This window comes from Mesorhizobium sp. M1A.F.Ca.IN.020.04.1.1, assembly GCF_003997315.1.
Classification (GTDB): domain Bacteria; phylum Pseudomonadota; class Alphaproteobacteria; order Rhizobiales; family Rhizobiaceae; genus Mesorhizobium.
The window spans coordinates 1-21,316 of sequence record NZ_RZSN01000106.1; the positions used below are offsets into that span (position 1 = coordinate 1).

The window sequence follows — 21,316 nt, forward strand, 5'->3', positions numbered from 1 at the left end:
CATGGCAAACAGCACAGATTTCAGCAAGAGCCCTAAGCCGCGCAAAGGCATGCCGAGCCCGCGTCTTGGCGAAAGCGAATTCAAGGCACGCTATCTGAGACAATTCTACGATCCGGCCTTTCAGCCGGAGGCGGATGCCATTGGCAGGCTGGCCGAGATCGCCTGGCAGGCCTACAGCGAAGAACGCAAGGCACCGATCACCAGAAAGGCGGGACAGGGCTTCCACGATCCGGACTATGATCTCTCCGTCGACTGGTTCGCCGCGCACGAAGCGGTCGAAGCGGCACAGCGCCGGTACGAGGACAAGACCGCGCCGTCCCGCATCCTGCTCATAAACGGCTCCTCGCGCAGCGAGCACACGTGCCCGGGCGAAATGTCGAAGACCTTCCGCCTTGTCGAGTTGGCGCGCAGCGCCATTGCAGCAAGACCGGGCTTCGCGATCGAGGTTCTCGACCTTGCGCGGCTCGCCTCCGAATACGGCCGCAGGATCTTTCCCTGCAAGGCGTGCTTCTCGACGGCGGCCGCGCTCTGCCATTGGCCGTGTTCCTGCTACCCCAATCATTCGCTCGGGCAGGTCAGTGACTGGATGAACGACATCTATCCGCTCTGGGTCGAGGCGCATGGCGTCATGATCGTCACGCCGGTCAACTGGTACCATTCCTCCTCGCCGGTGAAGCTGATGATGGACCGGCTTGTCTGCGCCGACGGCGGCAATCCCGATCCTTCGCTGACGCAGGGCAAGGATGCCGCGCTCGCCAAGAAGGTCGAGCTTGCCGGCTGGGACTATCCGCGCCATCTCGCCGGCCGGCTGTTCTCCGTAATCGTGCATGGCGACACCGAAGGTGCCGGAAGGGTGCGCCACAGCCTCGCCGACTGGCTGCGCTCGATGAAGCTCGATCCGGTGGGCGAGGCTGCCGAGCTCGACCGCTACATTGGCTACTGGAAGCCCTATGCGACGAGCCATGACGAGCTCGACGCCGACCATGCCGTGCAGACGGAAGTCCGCAATGCCGCGCTGGCGCTCGCCGAAGCCGTCGAGAAGCGTCGCGCGGGTTCGTTCCAGACCATCGGAGCCGTGCTCGAGGATCCGCGCCCCAAATAGCCGACGAGGAGAAGCAGCCGACGGGAAGGAAGATGCAGCGCTGGTTCCAGGAAGCCTGGGTTGTGCTGAAAGAGAGCATCACCGGCTATGTCAACGACAATGCGCTGAGCCATGGCGCGGCGATGGCCTTCTACGCCACGACCTCGCTGGCGCCGATCCTTCTGATCGTGGTAGCGATCGCGGGCGTCGTCATCGGCAACGACGCCGCGCAGCTCGCGCTTTCGGCTGAGTTCGCGGGGGTGATGGGCCCGCAGAGCGCCGAACTGCTCACGGCAGTGATCGAGACCGCCGCGCATCGCGGGTCCAGCACGCTGGCCACCCTCATCGGGCTGATCACGCTGCTTGTCACCGCCTCCGGCGTCTTCGGAGAGATGCAGCAGTCGTTGAACGAGATATGGAAGGTCAAGCCCAGCGGCGTTTCGCTTTCGCGCCTAGTGCGGGCGAGGGCGGCAAGCCTCGGGCTGGTGGCAGCTCTTGGCTTCATGCTTCTGGTGTCGCTCGCCGCAAGCACGGCGATCTCGGCGCTGAGTGAGGTCATCAACCAGCACCTGCCGTTCGGCGAGCTGATCGTGAGCGCGATCAACACCATCGTCTCCTTCGTGCTGATCGCGCTGCTCTTCGCGGCGATCTACAAGGTCCTGCCGGACCGCAGGCTCAAATGGCGCGACGTCGGCGTCGGTTCCATCGTCACCGCGCTGCTCTTCACCATCGGCAAGTCGCTGATCGGCTGGTACATCGGCACCAGCGCCATCGGCACGTCCTATGGCGCGGCCGGCGCGCTGATGGTCGTGCTGGTCTGGGTTTACTATTCGGCACAGATTTTCCTCTTCGGTGCCGAGATCACCCGCGCCTATTCGGTGCGGAGCGGCAGCCGGCAGGATCTCGCGCCCGTGGTGGCGGCCAGCGACGAAACGTCAAGGTCAGGCAGGTCACCGCAACCGAGCGTGCCGGACGGCGAGGTCGTCAGATGGATCGTCCTCAGCAGCCTGATCACGGTGCTGGTCTCGGAGTTCCGGCGCTGGCGGCAGGGGTGACGCTGCTGGCCGCCGGTTCGAGAGTTGGCCGTTCTCTGCCTGTCGCTCCTGCTGACGCTTTTCGACTTCGTAGGAAAGCCAGCGGCAGAACATCCCGATGATCGAAGTGGCGGCGCCGCCAAGCAGGCAGGCAATCAGCAACGGATTTTGCGAAACGTGCTCCCAACTGACGATCGCCAGCAGCATCACGCTTACCGTTGAGATCGAATAGCCTATGCCCTTGAGCAGATGCAGCGACGATATGGTCATCCCGGCCCGCCTTTCAGGTGCAACAATCAGCGGCAACCGAAGTTCCATGCACCCAGTGCCAGGCGCTTGGCAGCGGTTTCGCCGCTGTGTGCGAGCCGTTGAAACCTTGTCCAGCCGAATGCGTTGCCTAACGTATCAATCGCGGGAGGAAGTCGTCACGATGCCAAAGACAGGGCCAGGTTGGGAGCAGGCCTATCAACCGCTCGAATTCGCCCAAAAGCACGGCCTGACCCTGAGGCAGGCTGAAATCGTCATCCAGACCAATGGACCGTCCAAATACAGATGCGATCTGGCGGCTCCGATCTTTCTCAAGGCGCTGAAGCAGCTCGCAAAGAATCGCGGGACGCCTGGCCGGCAAGCAGCATCAGTGTCGGCTTTTGAGGAACCGGGCTTCGCGCAGCAGCGAAGGCCAGTCGGTTCCGATTAGCTTGATCAACTCGCGGGCATCGTTTTCCGAAATGTCCGCGTCCTTTGCCAACCGGTGGGCGAGCATTTGGACATCGGCCTCCGTTTGCTGCACCTGCTTTCCATCATTTCCAACCATGGCGCGCCTCCTCTCAGACAAGAACTTTCGAGGTGGCCGTATGTTTCATTTTGGCGGCAAGAGGCAGGCCGCTGGCGAACCTAAGGTTCGCGCAGGCTTGCGCTACTTGCGTTTGGCCTTGAGCTTTTCACTCAATTCGACCGGATCGCGGCAGCCGTTCTCAAACAAAATCAGCGCGTGCCTTGCCGCATGAAGCCGCTCCTCACTGTCCGACGGTATGCGAAATGTGCGGCAGTAGTCGTCGAGAGCGGCTGCGAGGATGACCAAATCCTCGGGGTCGAGGAAACCCGGAAAAACCATTGCTCTCCCTCCCGTTGACAGGTGAAAGTGAAAGCGTGGTCCGCGCTTACAAACGCTGGCCTGGGTTTGGGAGTTGCGGATAAGCGCTGGCGGCGGGGTCACTTGTTGTGTCACCCTGCCATCAAGCGGAACTTTCTCGCGTCACGGACGGAGCGGTTTGGACCCCGGGCTTTGCCGCCGAGCACAGCACTTGTGATCCTGGCCGAAGTCCGCTGCGGGTTCGAGAAAGATGGTATCCGATCGCCCGAGGCGATGCGCCTAGCGCTTCCGCTTTCCGGCGCCGGCAGGCTTAGGCCCCACGGTCACGAGCGCCTCGCGCATTATCCGCAGGGCTTCATCGGGGGTAAGGCCGCATTTGCGGGCAAAATAAATCGCTTCGGAAGCCTCCGATCGCGAGGCTGCGGCGATAACGGACAAGGCCGGTCTCGATTTCTTCTTGGCCATCGGTTCACCGTGCCACGAATCGCTTAGTCAACTAATATAACGTCCCTGTTCTGAAATCAAAATTCTGGCTTTCGACGCCGCAGCCCCGATCGGGGCTGCGGGCTCATTTTATCCGGCGGCGGATCTTACCAGCCCTGGCGACTCGCCCAGTCGTCGATGTCGCGGCGGATGCGATCCTTCTCGATGCCGTAGCGCTCTTGGATCTTGCCTTCGAGCTGCTCGCGGTTGCCGGCGATGCGGTCGAGGTCGTCATCGGTGAGCTTGCCCCACTGTTCCTTCACCTTGCCCTTGACCTGCTTCCAGTTACCTTCGACGCGGTTCCAATCCATGGTGCAGACCTCCTTTGTGTTTGCGTAAATGCTAACGACTGCGCGGGCCGCGGGTTCCTGTTTTTCGGCCGGACACGAGGGAACATTTGAACGCTGCTCATGTTCTGCCGCAGTATGGCGCGCCGTCCCCTGCAAGGCGTGCCGGTGGACCGGGTCGGGACCCAATCCTGCCCGTCTCGTTGTCCCGTTGGGGCGGGCTTCCAATAGATCGAGGAGATCATGCTTTACCAGGCAGCGAAGATCGCCGAAGAGGCCCATCGCGGCCAGAAAGACAAGACCGGCCGTCCCTTTATCGAACATCTGAGACGCGTCGCCGATGCGGTCGAAACGCTTGACGAGAAAACCGTCGCCTACCTGCACGACGTGGTCGAGAAAGGCGAGGGGCTGACGCTCGATCGGCTCGAGGCCGAGGGCTTCGGCTTTCCGGTCGTCGCCGCCGTCGACGCGCTGACGAAAAGAATGGACGAAAGCGAGCACGACTTTGTCTGCCGTGCGGCGTCCAACGAGCTTGCGCTGCCTGTCAAGCAGGCGGACCTCAAGGACAATCTCTGGCAGGCGCACCAGGCGGGCATCGACCCCGAGAAGTACGAGAACGGACTGCGCCTGCTCGACGAGTTGACCAGCGAGTGACTGGAATTGCTCTAGCCCTTGTCGCTCACCTGCAGCAGATCCGCCGACTCGGGTGAAAGGAGCGAGCGTTCTCGCAACGCCTTTTCCAGGTCGTTGCGGCTGTCAGCCGGGCAGGCGTCGGGCAGGTCGAGCGCCGTCAGCGCCTCTTCGTCGAATTCGATGGCCCCGCCATAGAGCTGAGCCACCTGCATCACCAGAGACTCGATATCCTCGCGGGCAATGTTCTCGCCGAGATTCATCAGCCTGATTTCTTCCGACAATTGGATGATGTTGACGATGCCGTTTTGCCGCAAAGCCCGCTGGACCTTGTGGTGAGCGTCGTTGCGCAACCGGTCGGAAAATCCTCGTAACATCGGAAAAACCTCCTTTCGCGGCGGTTCATCCCTCTGCCGGCCATAATGCGCCGACGTCGCTCGGTTGGCAACTAAAAAATGGAAAAGCTGTAAAAAAATCAACAAGTTAGCATAGACCGGCAAATGCGGTGTAGCCATATCGTTAGCACCGCCAGCGTCCCCCGCCTTTGTTGTCTCGCATGACCTTGACGTCTTTTGAGCCGAATCCTACTTTTACTGGCAGTGAGTGACATACTCATTCGTGTCATGACCTGCGGGAGGCTAGGGTGGTTGAATTGGAGCGGCCGCAAAGGCTGCAGATCATGTTGACGGAAGAGGAACTGGCGGCAGTCGAGAACTGGCGGTTCGAGAAACGCATGCCGAGCCGCTCGGCCGCCGTGCGCGAGCTTCTGCGAAGGGGCCTCGCATCCGAAGGTTTCCTGACAGCCGAGACCGGCATGAAGTCGCAGGATTTCGGCGTGCTGGATCCAGCAAAGGGGAATGGCGAAAATCCTGACCCCTCCAAGGCTTAGCCGCTTGCTATGAGATTCGGCCGCGCTAACTAATGCCCATGGTGACATCCGGGGGCAGGGAATTTGAAGATGCCAGCGCCAATGCGCGTCTGGCCGCCATTGTCGATTCTTCGTTCGATGCCATCATCGGCAAGGATCTGAACAGCACCATCACCGACTGGAACCGCGCGGCAGAACGCATGTTCGGCTACAGCGCGGAGGAAGCCATCGGCCAATCGATGCTGCTCCTTATCCCGGAGCATATGCACGACGAGGAGACCGACATTATCAGCCGCATCCGCCGGGGCGAGGGCGTGGCAAATCTCGACACGATGCGAAAGCGCAAGGACGGCTCGCTCGTTGCCGTTTCGGTAACGGTGTCGCCGATCAGGAGCCTTGCGGGCGAGATCGTCGGCGCCTCCACGATCGCGCGCGACATCACCGCCGCCAGGGAAAATGAGCGCCGCATCCGGCTCCTGATGCGCGAGGTCAACCACCGTGTGAAGAACCAGTTCGCGGTGATCCTGTCGATGGTCAGGGAAACCAACAAGCGTTCTGCCAGCCCCAGCGAGTTCGAGGAGATGATCCGAGCCCGGATCATGGCGCTGTCGCGCTCGCACGATCTGCTGGTCACCTCGGAATGGGCAGGCGCCAGTCTCTTCGACCTCATCCAGGAACATCTGAAACCGTTTGGTCATGAGGAGCGCATCTCGCTTTCCGGCCCGCTTTTGACGCTGCAGTCGAATGCCGTGCAGAATCTCGGCATGGCCTTCCACGAGCTTGGCACCAACTCGTCAAAATATGGCGCGTTGGCGGGCGAGGGCGGGCATGTCGAGATCACCTGGACGGTCGAGACCGGCCCGAAGGCGCAGCGCCGCTTTCAGCTTGTCTGGCAGGAGAGGTCGAATGGCCATGCCAATGGCGAGCCAGACGAGACGGCGCGCAAGGGTTTTGGCACCGTGGTGCTGCAGCGGGTGGCGCCGCAATCGCTCAGCGGCTCCTCCAGTCTCGAGCGCTCGTCCGGTGCGTTGAAATGGTCGCTGACGGCACCGCTCGAGGCCATTGTCATGCCACAGCTGGGCGCTGAGAGCGGAAGCGACTTTTACGGATGAGGGCCCGTTCCGGAAATCGAAGGCATTTGCCGTAAGGGGGCTTGTGCGGCGCGCAATACGGCCACCGCGGAAGGTTCCCTTGTCGCTCCGTAAAAATGTATTACATCATGTAACATAGCGTGCGCATTGCACGCGAATGCAGTTGCTTTGGTCTGGCTTCATCGATGGAGGTTGTCATGGCAAGCAAACTGATGGAAGAAAGGAAGAGCAAGGACTGGGTTATCCTGGTCCTCGCGATCTGCCTGTTCATCTCACCCTGGGTCATCGGATTCACCGCGGCAATGATGCCCGCGTGGAACGCCTGGATTGTTGGCGTCCTGCTCGGTGCGCTGGCGCTCGCGACGCTTTCGGTGTTCGCCGAATGGGAGGAATGGGTAAATCTCGTGCTCGGGCTCTGGCTGATCGTGTCGCCCTGGCTGCTGGGCTTCGCGGCGGACAGGAACGTAATGCTCACGCACGTCATCCTTGGCGTGCTCGTGGTCGCGGCATCTGCCTGGGCCGTCTGGGACGTCCGTCATCCCCACGCGCATGCGTGAGCGGTGATTGAGGGAGCCCGCCGCGCAAGCGGCGAGCTCCTTTGAAAAGACAATTCCAGGAAAAGCGTGCAGCCGGTTTTCCGACCGGAACTGCATGGAAGACCAATCGGGGCACGGGGCTGAGCAACGGTTGCGACCTCACGCAATTGCTGCAACCGGAAACCTTTTCGTGCATTCTTGGGAATGGCACCGATGCTCCATCCCGATCAGCCTGCCAAATGCTGCTCCTATTGCGGCGGCCGCGATCACGAGTTCGAGGCGTGCCCGAAGCGCAAGGCCGACGCCGAGAAGGAAAAGCCGCTGCGGCAGCCCGAGCCGGCCGGCCTGCTTCAGACTGACCTGAGCACCGCCAAACTGCCAGGGCAATCTAGCGAGCGTGGCGCTTTAGTTTCGCGGCCTTGCGCAGATCGTCGTTCATCCGCGTCTGCCAGCCGGGACCTTGGGCGCGGTAAGCGCTGACCACATCGGGGTCGAGCTTTAGCGAAACGGCCACTTTCTTGACTTCGGCGCGCGGCCGGCCCGGCTTGCGGCGCGGCAATGTTTCCGCAGGCTGCGCATCCGGATCGGCCAACGCCGCCGCCCTGATCGCCGCATCTTCCTGTTCGGACATGCGCGAAAGCGCGGCCCGGGCGATGGCGAGGGCTTCCTCTCGGGTGCGCTTCGGCGGGATTGCTTCCCGGTGCACGAGCGCGGAGCGGGAACGACTAGAGGTTTTCGACATAACTCTCGATCTTCTTCTTCGTGGCCCGTCGCAGCGAAATCACCCGGATCGTTTCGCCGCGCTCGACATAGACCATCACACAGACTGACAGGCCGATGATCCCGGTGGCGACCAGGCGTTCCGTGCTGTCGTCGATGGCGACGACCGCGTTGGCGAAATCGAATTCCGGAGCGAGCTCGAAATCGATGCCGTGCTTGGCCTTATTGATCTTAGCCTTTGCGGCATCCCATTCGAAAAGCATCGCCCCCGCCCGTCTCGACAATTAAGGTATATACCGAAATTACTCTTTGATTGCAAATATTCTTGTAGTCATTCCCTTAGCGCATGCGCCGCTGCATCGGCGAACGAGATGTCGCCCTTGATCTCACGCATCGCCATCGAGGTGACGGTGCGGCGCACGCCGGGCAGCCGGCTGAGCTCCTCGCGCAGCATTCTGTCCAGCGCCCGCATGTCGACGGTGACGATCTGCAACAGATAGTCGGCCTCGCCGGTCGTGGCGTAGCAGCGGCGGATCAGCGGGTGCTTCCTCACCGCCGCCTCGAAGGCGTCCGACACCTCGAAGTCGATCGACACCTGGATGAAGGCCTCGATGTCAAAGCCGATCGCTGCCGGATCGATGCGGGTGGAATAGCTGCGGATGATGCCTTGAGCCTCGAGCGCCTTCACCCGTTTCCAGCACGGCGTCTTGCTCAGTCCCACCTCTTCGGCCAGCTCGCCGAAGGAGATGCGCGCGTCGCGCTCGAGTGCTGACACTATCTTGCGGTCAAGGGCATCAAGCATGATCCGTTCTCCAATGTCGCAGCAATGGACGGTAATCGTACTCCAATTTACGCCGTTTGGATAACAGAAAGGAACAATGTTCAAGCCGGAAGCGCTATCCTTGGCTGCCTGCCGAACATGCCCGCGCGAGGAGGATGAGCCATGGACAAGTCGGACTATCACGCCCGCATCGAGGCGCCCGAAATGCGCGACTACGGCGTCTATCTCAAATGCGACCAGCTGCTCGCCTGCCAGAAGCCGCTCTCGCAAATGGTCAATGCCGACGAGCTGCAGTTCCAGATCGTGCACCAGGTCGAGGAATTGTGGATGAAGCTCATCGCCTACACGCTGGTCGACGTGCTCGACTATCTGGAGAGGCAAGACACGCACCGCATCATCACGCTGATGGGCCGCGTGCACCGGCTGGTGCGCATGATGACGGCGCAGCTCGATCTGCTGGAGACGATGTCGCCCAAGGAGTACCAGCAGATCCGCCTCGAGCTCGGTAATGGCAGCGGCCAGGAATCGCCAGGCTTCAAGCTTATCCTGCGCCTGCCGCCGGACCTCTGGCGAGCCTTCAAGCATTCCTATCTCGACGGCCGCGGGCTTTCCGTCGAGGACGTCTACGACGCTCACTACGACCATGGCGATGCTTATGTCGTGGCCGAGGCGTTGATCGAGTTCGACGAGCTGTTCCAGAAATTCCGCGCCAACCACCTCTATCTCATCCACCGCTCGATCGGTCTTGGCGCCAAGTCGCTGAAGGGTCGCCCGGTGGAGATCCTGGAAGGCGGCGCCCGCCACCGCTTCTTCCCCGAGCTCTGGGACATACGCTGCGACATGACCGACCGCTGGGGTGCGGCCTACGGCACCGTGCGCGACTCGATCAGCCACCCGCCGCACGCGAAGGCGGGCTGAGCTTTCTCGCCCCGCGCGAACAGGGGAGAGGTGGCGCGGCGTAGCCGCGAGGGAGAGCGCCCTCGTTGAGCGCCGAGCTTGGCTGTGGGCTCGCCGTCTGGCGGTTCGTCCCGGCGTCGCCGGCGCCTCACCGGCTGCTGCGCGGCGACTCTCCTCGGCCTGCAGTGGGGGTGAGGAAACAAGTGAAGCAAAAATTCCAGCCCCCTGTCGGAATCATTGCCCTTCCTCCGTCCTTGGGGCATCAACAGCTTCGAACCGGAGGGACAACGTGGAAACGCAATCGGCCTGGCAGACCGCCGCCATTCTCATCGCTCGCCTGATCTTCGCCGCCGTCTTCGCGATGGCCGTGACCTTCAAGTTCATGGATATGGCCGCCACCGCTGGCTACATCGCCGCCGCCGGGTTTCCGTTCCCGCTGTTTCTCGCCTGGTGCGCGGCGATCCTGGAGGTGCTTTTGGTGATCGCCTTCCTCACCGGCGCCTTCTTCACGCCGGCGGCGCTGGTCGCGGCAGTTTATGTGATCTTCCTCGGCTTTTCATTCCACGGCCCGTCGCACTGGACCGGCAACCAGGCCGAGTTCGGCTTCTTCGTCGATCATTTCACTTTCCTCGCCGGCCTTTTCTTCGCCGCCGTGCATGGGCCGGGCAAGTTGCTCGCCGTCCGACAGGGTTGGCCGGGCCGGGCGTGAGGCGCCGCCACTTCACATCTGATCGTTATAGGGTTCCTTCATCTGCCCGACCATGCGCGCCAGCTTGGAGAAGGAAGGCATGTCCGCTTCCGGCTGGCATTGGTTGGCGAGCTCGAGCAGGCGGATCGGGAAGTTGATCGCATCGCGGTTCGACGCCGAAATCGCCTCGGACCGGTCCTCGCCTGTCTCGACGGCCTCGGCCTTGCGCAGCGCGATGTCGATCTCCTCGACCGTCAGCACCCCCTTGCGCACCAGAGTATGGTTGATTGCCGCGACGGCCATCAGCAGGCCCTCAAGTTGCAGATTGGCGACGTTCATGGCGCTTCCTCCCATTGACCTCGCTTGAAAACGCATGAGCGGCGTTTCCGATCCGGGACCGCCTTAGGCCTCCATCAGGCGCACGCCGTATTCGGCCCAGAGCTGCTTGATCTCGCGGGCGCCCAGCGGCGGGGTCGAGCGATCTCCATAGGAGATGGCCACGGCGCTCAGATCATATTGGCCGTCTGCCTCGGCGATGAAGCGGATGGCTTCGCCAAGCGGGCGCGAATGGAAGACCGGATCCGCCTGGCCTCGGCCAAGACTGCGAACGCCTGAAATACCTGCTGGCGCATGCCGCATCCGAAAGACCGATGCCATGGCGGATTTGTCCATGCCCGCTCTCCGCGATTCCCCTTGGGGAATGATTCCATAAGGTCCGGCTAATGACCAGCCCAACCGGGCACACCAACGACAACCGGGCACACCAACCCGCCGCTATGGAAAGGCCGGGCTCTGGGCCCGGCCTCCTTCCGCGGCCTGCGCTGGGGCGGCCGTCGTGCTCTAGCGGGTCCAGGGGCGAGCCCAGTCGTGGTCTGCGTCCGAGTTGCGCGCCATCGCCATGCCGATCAGCAAGCCGACGAGCCCGCCGAGAACCATGGCAGTGGAAACGGTGCCGGGATTCTGCTGAACGGTTTCGGAAACGCTCTGCGCCCGGCTTCGCAACTGCCTAGCCGCGCGTGAGGCGCGATCGCTCGCGCCGCCGTAGAATTCAGAAGCTCGGTCGGCCGCGCCGCTGTAGAGGCCGGAGGCCCGGTCGGCCGCGCTCTGGTACCACCCTTGCGTCGCACTGGCGGCTTCCTCGGCCTGATCGGCAAGCGCGCGGTTGAGCCGGCTCACCTCGCGCTTCAATTCGGCGATCTGCTTCCTCATCGCCGCTTCCGAAGCGGCTGAAGATCTGGCGCTGGTGCGCGAAGCGCTGCCGCTGCGGGCAGCGCTGCTGCGGCTCGGATTGCTCCGCTCTGTGCCGCCGCCCTGGGACGTCGAGCTGCCGTTGCGCGCGGCTGCTGCGTTCGTGTCCTTACCCTGGTTGGTTTCGTCGTCTGCCATGGGTCTCTCCTTGCTGAACTCTGCAACGGCTCACGCTCGACCTTGCAACGGCTCACGTCCGCCATGGTTCCCTTCCAAGCAAAGGGCCGTGGAGCGGAACTCCACGGCCCTCGCGCGACGAAACTGCCGCGTCTCGTTACTACTTGCCGCAATGATTATCGTTGACCGACGGCGTAGCCGTGCCAGGCGACGTGTGAGTTGCATCCGGCTGGGCGCCCTGCGGCGTCGCGGGGCAATTCCGATCGGCGTTCGAATTCATGCCGTCCGTGGTGATGCTGCCCGTCGTGCCTGTATCGGGCGCCATCTGATCGGGCGGCGGATTGGCAGGCGTGGTGGGGTCCACCGTGATGCTCTGGCCGCTGCCCGCCGTGTCGGCGGTACCGCCCGTTGAATTCTGAGCCATCGCAGCCGTAGCCAGACCGATGGTCAGAGCCGATGCCGCAAGAATCTTGATGAGCATGATCTTCTCCTTCTTGGTGCGAGATCGTTTCTCTGTTCGGGAGTCTGTGGCGTCGCGACTAAGGGTGGAACCCCTCGGCCCTGAGGTGGTTCCGAGAAAAAATTTCTGGAACTTCCACAATTTATCGGTGCGCGAGCGAAAATCGCTTTCCCGGCAAGGCTGCAGACAAGCAGCTAGGAAAATTTACCTAAGAGCCTTGTTAGGTGAGGGCAGCTCTGCTATGATTTTATCCATGGTGCTGATTTGCGCCAACGACCCGCCAGCCGGCGGGTTTTTTTTGTGGCTCCTTACCTTGGTGGCTTCGCCAGTTGGCGAGGCGACGGGACAGCATCCTCCTGTGGCGTGCCAGCCATATCCCCCGCAAGAAGGGGGTCCGATGTCGCGGAGGCTTTTGCCAATCCGATGTCCCGAAACGGGCGCCAAGGCCGAAGCCGTGATCTCCCCCTTGGGGCGAGATGTCCGGCAGGACAGGCGGGGCGGGAACTCGCCTTTTTAGTTGAATCCAATCTGCGGAAGCTCTGCATGCCACGCTATGCCACCATCATCACCGGCGACGACGGCGCCGAAATCGTCAGCGCCATCGGCGAGTTCGCATCGTTCGGCGAGCCGCCCCGCACAAGCCGCGTCGAGGCAGTCGCGCCGGGTGTGCGCATCGGCATGGTGCGCGGCGGTCCGGTCGACGCGATCGCCGGCTTCGGCTTTCCGCGCCAGGGTCTCGATCCGTCGGCCATGAGAGCCGCCGCGGCGAAGCTGAAACGAACGGAGCCGTTTTCCGGACAGGTCGATCAGCCCTCCGCGCCGAAGGCCGCCCGCGCCAAGCCGCGCAAGAAGCCGGCGCGCAAGCCCGCCAAGTGGCGTGCGGTTCGTTCCGCCGGAACGCCGGCAGCCGATGCAGCCGTCAATGGCTGACGGCGCAGGCAAGGCGCGGCGCGCCGGCGCCCGAACCGCTGGAGCGAAGGCTGAGCCGGCCGCCGCGCCGATCGCCAGGCGCTCGAAAAAGACGCTGGGCGACGATTTCGCCGCGGCGCTGCGCGCTGATTTCCGCGCCCATGGCGCCGGCGTCATCGCCGCGGTCAGGGCGGAAAAGCCCGACCAGTATCTGAAGGTCGTGCTGACGATGCTGCCCAAAGAGTTCTCGCAGGGTCTCGATGCGAACCAAAACAGTCTGGGCCAATTGAGCGATGAGGAGATCCGCAGCCGCATCCGCTGCCTCGAAGCGAGGCTGCGGCCGTTCCTCGATGATAGCGACCTATTTGGCGCTGCTCGAGGAGATGGACCGACGCCGTCAACGTAACCTTCTTGCTGCCTACAGGCCATACCAAAGGCAGTCCGAGTTCCACGCGGCGGGGGCAAAAAACCGCGAGCGCCTGTTCATGGCCGGTAACCAGCTCGGCAAGACCAGGGCAGGGGGCGCCGAATGGGCCATGCACCTCACCGGCCGCTATCCGGACTGGTGGAGGGGCAAGGTGTTCGACACGCCCGTCCGGCTCTGGGCCGCCGGCGTCACCGGCGAGGGCACGCGCGACAATCCGCAGCGTGTGCTGGTCGGCCCGCCGCAGCGACAGGCGGAATGGGGCACCGGCATGATCCCGGCCGACGCCATTGCCGAAACGACGATGGGCCGCGGCGCCCCTGGAGCGCTGGACAGCGTCGTCGTGCGCTGGGGCGGTGGCGGTGATGTGCAGGCGGGCGAAAGCGTGCTCTCCTTCAAGTCCTACGAAAAAGGCCGCGAGAAATGGCAGGGCGAGACGCTGCACGGTGTCTGGTTCGACGAGGAGCCGCCGCTGGACATTTATTCCGAGGGTCTGACCCGCACCAATGCGACGGGCGGGATAACCATCGTGACTTTCACACCGCTGCTCGGGATGTCGGATGTGGTGCTGCGGTTTTTGTCGGCGGAGGCGGTTCAGGGCTTGGGTTCCTCGCCCCCGCAAGGCGGGGTGGCCGCGAAGCGGCCGGAGAGGGGGTCTTCGTAGGGCGACAAGCTTACGAGTAGCTTTCCGCTCTTGCATCGACAGCCGGCGCTGCCCCCGCTCCGTCGCAGCTTCCGCCGCGCCACCTCCCCCACGTTCGTGGGCGAGGAATTGGAGCCAAAAAATACGGATGAAATCTGATCAGGGATATTTGCTGCCCGCAAGCTGCCTAGCGCGAGCCTTAGGGTCGGTCGCTTTCCGGGTTAGCGGTTGGCACCATATCCTTTCGTCACGAGTAATTGGATTGTACCAGACATTGCATACTTTGTTCGGTGTGTCCGGGATACAAACTTTGCGTTGGAACCCCCTGAACTCGTGCATCCCGCAGGTCTGCTTGCTCGTGTCATAGGGCACGTTCGACTGGCAGGCTGAGGCGCTCGCGGCAATGGCCACGACGATTGCAATGCGGATCATGTATCTCCCCCGTTTCATCAGGAACTTCGCATTGATGAACAGTATTATCAACGACAATAGTTGGTTGGGGCAGATAATTACGACGAGACTAATATGTCCCGACACGTGACCTTCATGACCATCGAAGATGCCGGGCACTATTCGCCCGAGCAGCGCGCGGAAATTATCGCCGCCTATCCGGAGCATGAGCGCGAGGCGCGCGCGAACGGCATTCCGGTGCTGGGCTCCGGTCGCATCTTCCCGGTGCCGGAGGAGATGATCGCCTGCGAGCCGTTCCGGCTGCCGCGCTGGTGGCCGCGCATCGGCGCGCTCGATTTCGGCTGGGACCATCCTTCGGCCGCGGTCGAGCTTGCCTGGGACACCGAGGCCGACATCGTCTATGTCGCCAAGGCCCACCGCGCCGCGCAGCAGACGCCGGCGATGCAGGCGCTGGCGCTGAAGTCCTGGGGCGAGTGGCTGCCCTTCGCCTGGCCGCGCGACGGCCGCCGCGAAACGCTGGAAGGCGCCGGCGTTGCGCTCGCAAAACAATATGCCGCGCATGGGCTGACCATGCTCTCGGGTCACGCCCGCTTCGCCGACGGCTCCGTCTCGGTCGAGGCCGGCCTGATGGACATGCTCGACCGCATGCAGTCCGGCCGCTTCAAGGTGTTTTCCACGCTTCACGCCTGGTTCGAGGAGTTCCGCCTCTACCACCGCAAGGACGGCCAGGTCGTGAAACTGCGCGACGACCTGATGGCCGCGACGCGCTATGGCGTGATGATGCTGAGGGAAGCGGTGGTCGACCCGGCGGAGTTCAAGGCGGCGCGGCGGCCGGCGGCGCAGAGCGATCCGCTGGGCGCGTTTCGCTAAGTGGTAACAGAGGCAGGGGACATGGCGAAACCCGTACGGTATTGTCCGCGGCATTCAGGGGGCAGGCCGCATGATCTTTTCGACGATGTTCCGTTCTATCAAGATGGCTGTTAGTGGCGAGGTCATTCAGCGGATCGATACGCCAATTATGGACGGCCACTGCACGATTTCCCTGCGCCTGAAGCGCGATAGAAAAGGCCGCAAATATGTGGTGCTGGCTGGCATAGCCAGCGGCAACTACCAGTATTATCCAATGGAGCTGGAACAGTTCAGGCAGGTCATCGAAGCGGCCCTCGCCATACAATCTGCGACTGCTGCCGAGTAGCTGGCTCAGCTCCGTACAGGACAGGGCGATCCGCTGGGGGCTTCCAGGTAGGGCAGAACCTCTCTCTTCGTCATACTCGGGCTTGACCCGAGTATCCATGCCGTGACCCTTGCCGTGGAGTGCAGCGGTGCAGAATTCTGCAACCGTGTCAACACCTTAGCGTCACGGCATGGATCCTAGGGTCTGCGCGCGTCGCTTCGCTCCTCGCTTCGCCCTAGGATGACGAAGAGCCGTTCCGGCCACCCCAGCACGAGCGACTTCTAGCCTCTCCAAAATCCTCAATCCAGCAAGTCGCGCACGCGCCGCCGCGCTTCCGATCGGCTGCGATCGCCTGCGCGCCCTTTTTCCAAAGCCCAGTCGTGCCGGAGCAGCCAATGGTCCACATCATCCCTCTCTCCGTTGGCCAGCGCCGTCCCGATCTCGGCAATGGAGCGCCCGACGCCGCGTCGCCCGGCCAGCTCGATCCCTACTGGCAGACGGTGGCCGATCACTATGCGCGGCGCATGGCGCAGCAGCAGGCTTTCGACACCGAGATCACCGCGCGCAGGCTGGATGGCGAGATCGCCAGCGCCGAGGCCGATACGGTGGCCAACGCGCCGGCCGACGGCGAGGGATTGCACCACGCCATGTATGGCGAGGTCGATCCGCATACCGGGCGTGCCGTCCTGCAAGGCCGGTTCGATACGCTGTTCGACAATTTCCTGAAGCAGGCGCCGCCCGAGCTGCGCGCCGGCCTTGCCAGCCGCAAGGCGACGCTACGCGCGGCGGGCTCCACGCGCATGGCGATGCAGCAGCTCCAGCGCCGCGCCCAGTATGAGCAGGACCAGTTGGCGGCGGTCCAGGCCGAAGAGCTCGACACCATCGCGAAGAGCGACCCGGACGACACAGCCGCCTTCGATGCCTCCCGCCAGGCCGGCTTCGATCTCATCGCCAAGATGAACCTCGATCCTGACAGCAGGCTGCAGGCCGAAGCGGCCTGGCGCGCCAGCACGGCAAGGACGCGGATGGAAGCGCTGATCGCGCGGGACCCGAAGCGCGTCACCGAGATGCTGAGCGCCGGGCCGGTAGCCAGCGACGGCATGGGCGAGACAGTGCGGATGCAGCTCGGCGCCGGCGCGCATGGCGAGCCGGGTGGGGCGAAAGGCGATCGTGTCGACCCGCGCTCCGATCTGTCTGCCGACGAAATCCAGCGATTGATCAATCAAGCCCATGCCGCGACAGTGAGCCGACTGATCGAGGCGCGCGCGAAAATCGACCTCGCTGCGCAGAACGCTCCGGACGCAATAGCCAATACGGGCAACTATTCCGGCCCCTTGCCGAGCCCTGCGGACTTCACCGCCATCTACGGCGTCGAGGAGGGCGGCGAGCGCTACCAGGATTTCAGCCGAAAGATTGACGTCGGCCGCCAAGCCTACGGCATGCGCACCATGCCCAACCAGGCGATCCACGCAGCTTTGCGTGGTGCCGAGCCTGGGCCGGGAAGTTCCAAGGAAGACCAGGCTCGATATCAGGCCACCGCTGCTGCTTTGCTTAAGAGTCTGAGCCTGAGGCGTTCCGATCCCGCGGGCTATGTGCGCGAAGTGTTCCCCAATGTCGACGCCGCGTGGAGCAAGGTCACCAACTCAGCCGGCAAGTCAGAGATCAACGATCGGGAGGCATACCGCCAGGCCATCATCCTCTCTGTCGCGGCGCAAAAGCAACTGGGTGTCGAGAATCCCCAGCCTCTACCGAGGGCCTTTGTCCAAAGCATCGCCGAGGCCTTCAGCAAGAAAGCCACATCGCAGGCTGACAAGGACACCCCCCTCAGCGATCTTCTGGCTGCAGCTTCCGACCCAGGGACTGAAGGGGCTTTATCTCAGCAGGTAGATCAAGCTGGCCTTTATCAGCCAACCGAGGTTGATCCGATCACCACTGCTGCGACAGGGCAGCAACCGTCTCCTTCGGCGGGTCCCGCCGAACCCAAGTCCTCGTATCGACAGGCCGCGGAGGACTTCCTCAGCGAGGCTTTCGAGGCCCTGGGCCGAGCCCCGCACGACATTGGGCTGGCTCTCGAGGATCTGCGCCATTCCCCTTGGGATTTCCTCGAGCAACTGCCGGTCACTCCCGGCTCCGGAGCGATTGCCGAAGGGCGCTTGGCATCAGAGGCAGTCGGCGAAGCCGTTGCAAAGGGCTTGGCCATTGTCCGCGGCGGGACGGGCAAGCTTGCCAAGCCGTTGGAGGAGCTTGCAACAAATGGTGCACGCGCCTCATCAGAGCTCGCCGCTGAGGGCGCGGTGGCTCGCCAAGCCGTCGAGACGAAGTCCCTGGTCAAAGCGGCAGATGACGTAGCAGTAAGTCAGGCACCGACCGGCCAGTTCTATAGTGTAGTGTTCGAAACAAAGCTCGATCGCGCGTTGTATCCTGGCGCCTCTCGTCCGCGCCATTTCCAGGCGGCTAACGAAGCCCTGCTGGTCCTAATGGAAAGAGAGCCGGATTTCGCAAAAGTTCTGCAGGAAGGCGGGATTACCCTTCAGCGGACAAAGAGGGGGCTTGCCCCCCGGACTGCGCCCCCCGGCTATACGTGGCATCACGCCGAAGAACCCGGTGTGATGCAACTCGTCCCTAGATACCAACACGATTTTGGCACTATCTTCCAGAAGACCCTTCATCCGAATCGCCGAGGAGGATTTTCCTTATGGGGAAAATAATGAAGCTACTGGATATCGTTGAAAGGCTGTCGGATTTTGATGAAGAGGACACGATCTATGTATCGGAGCCTTGGACCGAAGACTCTGATGCAATGGTTGCGACCGCGCCCGATGATACTATGGTACCACCAAAGGCGGCGGCCAAGGCGGGTCTGACATACTTCATCGAAATATTCATCGCGATCGAGGTTACAGAGGGATGGATTGCGTCGCAGAAGGAAAAGCCCAGCCTCTCGGCGATCTGCGACAGGCTGATTTATTATGCCACCTATGATGCGTGAGGGGTAAATGTCGGACGACAAGCGTTATGAAGGAAAGCCGCTGCTCAGGCTTCTGGAGTTTTATGTGCTCAAGGCGATTGGAGAACTGTCTCAGGAATCCGAAGAGTCCCTGGACGCCATGGCGCCGAAGTTGCAGGCCATCTATGGCGGCGATGGACGGTGGGATGACGCGATCGCCAAGGCTCTTCACATGCCCGACACGATGCCAGAGGCGATCCGGGATATGTGGAAGAAGAATCTCAAAATCGCCCACAACAACAAGGTAACGCTTACGCCCCAGCAATTTGCCGAAATGTTCGTGGACAACAACTTCGCGGGCTGAGATTGCGGTAACGGAGTCCCCTGGCGACGGCTTCGCTCTCGACCACGAAAGCCCATCCATGCCCACCCGCATCGTCCCCGCAACGCTGCGGGATCTCTCCTACATCGCCGCCAACCTGCGTCCCGAGGACCGGGCCGAGATCGACTGCCAGCTCGACCATTGGTCGCCGGCGCTGCTGGCGCTGACGGCGCTGCAGGGCTTTGCCTATGTCGCCGAGCTCGACGGCAATCCAGAGGCCGGCTTCGGCGCGGCCGAGCAGCGGAGCGGCCTTTGGATCGCCTGGAGCTGGGGCACGCGCCGCATGAAGCGCTGCGTGCCGGAAATCACGCGCTTCTTCCATGCGGTGCTTGGGACCCGGGTCGCGGCCAAAGGCGCCTGGCGGGTCGAGGCGAGGGCGCTTGCCGAGAACGAGCTTGCGCTACGCTGGCTGGACCGGCTCGGCGCTACCCAACGCTGCCGCCTGCCGGGCTACGGCAGGAACGGCGAAGACTTCTTCCTCTATGATTGGACAAGAGAAAGCTGGAACCATGTGTCTCTTTCAAAAACCGCCGGAACTGAAGCCATTGCCGCCGGCGCCGACCGTGCAGGACAAGGACGTGCAGGCGCGGGAAGCGGCGCTCAGAGCTGAGCTCGAGCAGCGCCAGGGCACGCTCTCCACGGTCAAGACGGATCTGGCGCCAAGCGACGTTGCCGGCCGGCGCCGCGTGCTGCTCGGAGTCTGACGCCATGACAGCGATGAAACGCAGTTTCCGCCGCCGCGTGCTCGATTGGTGGTATTGGCGACGGCATGCGCGGCTGGTGAAGCGGCGATCCCACTGATCAACATCGGCGCCTTTCTCCTCTCTTGCGATTTCCAACACTTAGCTTCCTAAGATGTTGAAATCGCTTTCTCCCCCACAAGGCGGGAGAAAAAGCGCCGCGCTGTCCTCGACGCTAGTTGCCAACGCTTGGGATCTGCTGGAGCGCTGATGCGGCGCGCTATCTTCCCCCTTGTGGGGGAGATAGCATTTTCCTGGATTTGCGAGCGGGCTTGTCCGAGCAAGTGCTTGGAAAATGCCACAGAGTGGATTTCGTAGGGCGTCACCCGATCACCCCTTCTTCGCGAACGCCCAGACCATCACCGGATACTCCTCGTCGTTGCTCAGGTCCCGCCACAGCCCGTACGCCCGAACCGGGCCGCCAATATGGGCCCTGGCGCAGGCCTTGTTGCCCCAGCCGAAGGCCTGCACGTCGTCTTCGGCGAAGCCGCCTTCGACCATCAGCTGCTTGAGCCCCGCGGGCGTCCAGCGACTGTAGTCGTGCGGGCGGGCATGCACGCGAAACAGGAAGGGCGTGGCCACCATCGCCCAGCCGCCGGGCCTCACCATGGCGTGGATGTTGGCGGCCGCCGCCAGCGGGCGCTGCACATGCTCCAGCACTTGGTCGGCAATGACGATGGAGTATTGCTCGTCCGTGCGATCCTTGCAGATGTCGAAGTCGGGGAAATCGAGTGACCGGTAGTCCGGGCACATCGCCCGCCAGTAGCGGTTCCAGCCCGGCGAGATCTCGATCACGTCGCGCGACTTGCGGTTGGCCGCCTCGAGGAAGGTCGTGAAGGCCTCGATCTGGCGGATGCGCAGCCAGTTGCGGCTGTCGTAACCGATCAGCCGCTTCACTGCTTGTTTGCTTCGGGTTTTCAGCGCGCCGGCAAGGCTCATTCTCGACCTCCCTCGTGCCCGCCGCATTCGGGTGTGTAGCACCCAGAAGTGCGCAAAAGATGACATGAAGAGGGTAATCTCCCCCCGTGTGGGGGAGATGCCCGGCAGGGCAGAGGGGGCGCTGTCCCGCCGGCTTCTCCATCGTTTCGCTTACCAGTTTCCCGGCCAGGTGTTCTGGCTGACTTCATCGAGAAGCGGCGCTCTACGGCGCCCCCCTCTGTCCTGCCGGACATCTCTCCCACGAGGGGGGAGATTGGCAGCTCCGGCCGCTCCGCCAAACAAGCGAGATCCCCATGACCGATTCCCGCGCCCGCGATATCCTGTCGCGACAGGCCGAACTCGAGACCGAACGCGCCGCCTATGAGCCCGTCTGGGAAGCAGTGGCGGAGTTCTGCGATCCCGATGCGCCCGACATATGGACCGGCCGCCGCACCAGCCGCGGCGAAAGCCAGGCCGAACGGCAGGAGCGGCGCGGCTCTCGCGTCTACGCCCAACACCATCAACTCCGCCGCCAACCGGCTCGCCGCCGGGCTGGAAAGCCTGATCATCCCGCAGTCGGAGAAGTGGCACGGGCTGACCACCGCCGAGATGGACGATGAGGAGACGGACGAGGAGAAGGAGTGGGCGGAAGCCTTGCGCGATTTCCTGTTCGCGCTGCGCTATTCGGCCAACTCCAACTTCGTGCCGGCGACGCAGGCCTGCCTCAGGAATGTCGTGCGCTACGGCCCGGCCT

At 62.9% G+C, this 21,316-nt stretch carries 30 protein-coding genes and 2 pseudogenes; 19 read left to right on the top strand and 13 right to left on the bottom strand.

Going from position 1 to position 21,316, the window contains the following annotated elements:
• The first annotated feature begins 1 nt into the window (after window position 1).
• Together EOA49_RS20265 and EOA49_RS20270 are read left to right on the top strand one after the other, a co-directional pair.
• Window positions 2-1,102, top strand: coding sequence for a flavodoxin family protein (locus EOA49_RS20265; protein WP_095824502.1), 1,101 nt, complete (start codon window positions 2-4; stop codon window positions 1,100-1,102).
• Between the two features lie 32 nt (window positions 1,103-1,134).
• Window positions 1,135-2,136 carry a YihY/virulence factor BrkB family protein gene (locus EOA49_RS20270; RefSeq protein ID WP_095824501.1) on the top strand — a complete coding sequence of 334 codons (1,002 nt, stop codon included), beginning with the start codon at window positions 1,135-1,137 and terminating at the stop codon, window positions 2,134-2,136.
• A gap of 613 nt (window positions 2,137-2,749) precedes the next feature.
• Here EOA49_RS20270 and EOA49_RS20275 read toward each other — a convergent pair.
• From EOA49_RS20275 to EOA49_RS20290, 4 genes are all read right to left on the bottom strand, one after another.
• Window positions 2,750-2,929, bottom strand: coding sequence for a hypothetical protein (locus tag EOA49_RS20275; protein ID WP_082953924.1), 180 nt, complete (start codon window positions 2,927-2,929; stop codon window positions 2,750-2,752).
• A 102-nt stretch (window positions 2,930-3,031) separates the two neighbouring features.
• Window positions 3,032-3,229, bottom strand: coding sequence for a hypothetical protein (locus EOA49_RS20280; RefSeq protein WP_067325226.1), 198 nt, complete (start codon window positions 3,227-3,229; stop codon window positions 3,032-3,034).
• A 258-nt stretch (window positions 3,230-3,487) separates the two neighbouring features.
• A complete protein-coding gene (locus EOA49_RS20285; protein ID WP_066999417.1) occupies window positions 3,488-3,673 on the bottom strand; it encodes a hypothetical protein in 186 nt (61 codons plus the stop codon).
• A 125-nt stretch (window positions 3,674-3,798) separates the two neighbouring features.
• Entirely contained in the window at window positions 3,799-4,002 is a 204-nt protein-coding gene (locus tag EOA49_RS20290; protein ID WP_066999415.1) for a CsbD family protein, read from the bottom strand.
• 219 nt (window positions 4,003-4,221) lie between these two features.
• On the opposite strand from EOA49_RS20290, the gene EOA49_RS20295 reads away from it, so the two are divergent.
• Window positions 4,222-4,632 carry an HD domain-containing protein gene (locus tag EOA49_RS20295; RefSeq protein ID WP_127240689.1) on the top strand — a complete coding sequence of 137 codons (411 nt, stop codon included), beginning with the start codon at window positions 4,222-4,224 and terminating at the stop codon, window positions 4,630-4,632.
• Window positions 4,633-4,643: 11 nt separating this feature from the next.
• Here the strand turns inward: EOA49_RS20295 and EOA49_RS20300 are convergent, their stop codons facing one another.
• Window positions 4,644-5,123, bottom strand: a complete 480-nt coding sequence (locus EOA49_RS20300; RefSeq protein WP_127240690.1) for a hypothetical protein — start codon at window positions 5,121-5,123, stop codon at window positions 4,644-4,646.
• Window positions 5,124-5,251: 128 nt separating this feature from the next.
• Between EOA49_RS20300 and EOA49_RS20305 the strand changes: the two genes are divergently transcribed.
• The 3 genes from EOA49_RS20305 (at window position 5,252) to EOA49_RS20315 (ending at window position 7,124) form a co-directional block, all read left to right on the top strand.
• A complete protein-coding gene (locus tag EOA49_RS20305) occupies window positions 5,252-5,497 on the top strand; it encodes a hypothetical protein (protein ID WP_067325210.1) in 246 nt (81 codons plus the stop codon).
• 32 nt (window positions 5,498-5,529) lie between these two features.
• Entirely contained in the window at window positions 5,530-6,588 is a 1,059-nt protein-coding gene (locus tag EOA49_RS20310; RefSeq protein ID WP_245460751.1) for a PAS domain S-box protein, read from the top strand.
• Between the two features lie 176 nt (window positions 6,589-6,764).
• Window positions 6,765-7,124, top strand: a complete 360-nt coding sequence (locus EOA49_RS20315; protein ID WP_066999436.1) for an SPW repeat protein — start codon at window positions 6,765-6,767, stop codon at window positions 7,122-7,124.
• A gap of 367 nt (window positions 7,125-7,491) precedes the next feature.
• Here the strand turns inward: EOA49_RS20315 and EOA49_RS20320 are convergent, their stop codons facing one another.
• From EOA49_RS20320 to EOA49_RS20330, 3 genes are all read right to left on the bottom strand, one after another.
• Window positions 7,492-7,845, bottom strand: coding sequence for a BrnA antitoxin family protein (locus EOA49_RS20320; protein WP_245433328.1), 354 nt, complete (start codon window positions 7,843-7,845; stop codon window positions 7,492-7,494).
• Window positions 7,829-8,086 (bottom strand): BrnT family toxin, encoded by a 258-nt coding sequence (locus EOA49_RS20325; protein WP_127240691.1) that lies wholly within the window; start codon window positions 8,084-8,086, stop codon window positions 7,829-7,831. Before EOA49_RS20325 ends, EOA49_RS20320 begins: the two co-directional genes overlap by 17 nt.
• A 68-nt stretch (window positions 8,087-8,154) precedes the next feature.
• On the bottom strand, window positions 8,155-8,625 hold the full coding sequence (locus EOA49_RS20330; RefSeq protein ID WP_067325198.1) for an Lrp/AsnC family transcriptional regulator: 471 nt from the start codon (window positions 8,623-8,625) through the stop codon (window positions 8,155-8,157).
• Window positions 8,626-8,766: 141 nt separating this feature from the next.
• Between EOA49_RS20330 and EOA49_RS20335 the strand changes: the two genes are divergently transcribed.
• Window positions 8,767-9,522, top strand: coding sequence for a tryptophan 2,3-dioxygenase family protein (locus EOA49_RS20335; RefSeq protein WP_067325194.1), 756 nt, complete (start codon window positions 8,767-8,769; stop codon window positions 9,520-9,522).
• A 268-nt stretch (window positions 9,523-9,790) separates the two neighbouring features.
• Window positions 9,791-10,210, top strand: a complete 420-nt coding sequence (locus tag EOA49_RS20340) for a DoxX family protein (protein WP_127240692.1) — start codon at window positions 9,791-9,793, stop codon at window positions 10,208-10,210.
• Window positions 10,211-10,222: 12 nt separating this feature from the next.
• Here the strand turns inward: EOA49_RS20340 and EOA49_RS20345 are convergent, their stop codons facing one another.
• The 4 genes from EOA49_RS20345 to EOA49_RS20360 form a co-directional block, all read right to left on the bottom strand.
• Window positions 10,223-10,528 (bottom strand): hypothetical protein, encoded by a 306-nt coding sequence (locus tag EOA49_RS20345; RefSeq protein WP_066999393.1) that lies wholly within the window; start codon window positions 10,526-10,528, stop codon window positions 10,223-10,225.
• A gap of 63 nt (window positions 10,529-10,591) precedes the next feature.
• Entirely contained in the window at window positions 10,592-10,861 is a 270-nt protein-coding gene (locus tag EOA49_RS20350; RefSeq protein ID WP_095778279.1) for a hypothetical protein, read from the bottom strand.
• Window positions 10,862-11,029: 168 nt separating this feature from the next.
• Window positions 11,030-11,575 carry a hypothetical protein gene (locus tag EOA49_RS20355; protein WP_127240693.1) on the bottom strand — a complete coding sequence of 182 codons (546 nt, stop codon included), beginning with the start codon at window positions 11,573-11,575 and terminating at the stop codon, window positions 11,030-11,032.
• A 139-nt stretch (window positions 11,576-11,714) separates the two neighbouring features.
• On the bottom strand, window positions 11,715-12,035 hold the full coding sequence (locus EOA49_RS20360) for a hypothetical protein (protein WP_095829029.1): 321 nt from the start codon (window positions 12,033-12,035) through the stop codon (window positions 11,715-11,717).
• Between the two features lie 522 nt (window positions 12,036-12,557).
• Between EOA49_RS20360 and EOA49_RS20365 the strand changes: the two genes are divergently transcribed.
• From EOA49_RS20365 to EOA49_RS34000, 10 genes and pseudogenes are all read left to right on the top strand, one after another.
• On the top strand, window positions 12,558-12,944 hold the full coding sequence (locus tag EOA49_RS20365; protein ID WP_095802597.1) for a hypothetical protein: 387 nt from the start codon (window positions 12,558-12,560) through the stop codon (window positions 12,942-12,944).
• Window positions 12,937-13,329, top strand: a complete 393-nt coding sequence (locus EOA49_RS20370; protein ID WP_127240694.1) for a hypothetical protein — start codon at window positions 12,937-12,939, stop codon at window positions 13,327-13,329. Before EOA49_RS20365 ends, EOA49_RS20370 begins: the two co-directional genes overlap by 8 nt.
• A pseudogene (locus tag EOA49_RS20375) lies at window positions 13,217-13,927 on the top strand (terminase family protein); the annotation flags it as partial. The gene EOA49_RS20370 and the pseudogene EOA49_RS20375, both read left to right, overlap by 113 nt.
• A 588-nt stretch (window positions 13,928-14,515) precedes the next feature.
• Window positions 14,516-15,271, top strand: coding sequence for a terminase family protein (locus tag EOA49_RS20380; RefSeq protein WP_095829036.1), 756 nt, complete (start codon window positions 14,516-14,518; stop codon window positions 15,269-15,271).
• 70 nt (window positions 15,272-15,341) lie between these two features.
• Entirely contained in the window at window positions 15,342-15,596 is a 255-nt protein-coding gene (locus EOA49_RS20385) for a hypothetical protein (protein ID WP_095824484.1), read from the top strand.
• 374 nt (window positions 15,597-15,970) lie between these two features.
• Window positions 15,971-18,283 (top strand): HNH endonuclease, encoded by a 2,313-nt coding sequence (locus EOA49_RS32745; RefSeq protein ID WP_164749255.1) that lies wholly within the window; start codon window positions 15,971-15,973, stop codon window positions 18,281-18,283.
• Window positions 18,283-18,564: a hypothetical protein gene (locus tag EOA49_RS20395; protein WP_127240782.1), complete on the top strand. Its 282-nt coding sequence runs from the start codon at window positions 18,283-18,285 to the stop codon at window positions 18,562-18,564. Before EOA49_RS32745 ends, EOA49_RS20395 begins: the two co-directional genes overlap by 1 nt.
• A gap of 7 nt (window positions 18,565-18,571) precedes the next feature.
• A complete protein-coding gene (locus tag EOA49_RS20400) occupies window positions 18,572-18,886 on the top strand; it encodes a hypothetical protein (protein WP_066999353.1) in 315 nt (104 codons plus the stop codon).
• 58 nt (window positions 18,887-18,944) lie between these two features.
• On the top strand, window positions 18,945-19,514 hold the full coding sequence (locus tag EOA49_RS20405) for a hypothetical protein (RefSeq protein WP_127240781.1): 570 nt from the start codon (window positions 18,945-18,947) through the stop codon (window positions 19,512-19,514).
• Window positions 19,483-19,608 carry a hypothetical protein gene (locus tag EOA49_RS34000; RefSeq protein WP_278075763.1) on the top strand — a complete coding sequence of 42 codons (126 nt, stop codon included), beginning with the start codon at window positions 19,483-19,485 and terminating at the stop codon, window positions 19,606-19,608. Before EOA49_RS20405 ends, EOA49_RS34000 begins: the two co-directional genes overlap by 32 nt.
• A 366-nt stretch (window positions 19,609-19,974) precedes the next feature.
• On the opposite strand, the gene EOA49_RS20410 is transcribed toward EOA49_RS34000, so the two are convergent.
• On the bottom strand, window positions 19,975-20,583 hold the full coding sequence (locus EOA49_RS20410; protein WP_066999347.1) for a methyltransferase domain-containing protein: 609 nt from the start codon (window positions 20,581-20,583) through the stop codon (window positions 19,975-19,977).
• Between the two features lie 402 nt (window positions 20,584-20,985).
• On the opposite strand from EOA49_RS20410, the pseudogene EOA49_RS20420 reads away from it, so the two are divergent.
• Window positions 20,986-21,316, top strand: a pseudogene (locus tag EOA49_RS20420) (portal protein); the annotation flags it as partial.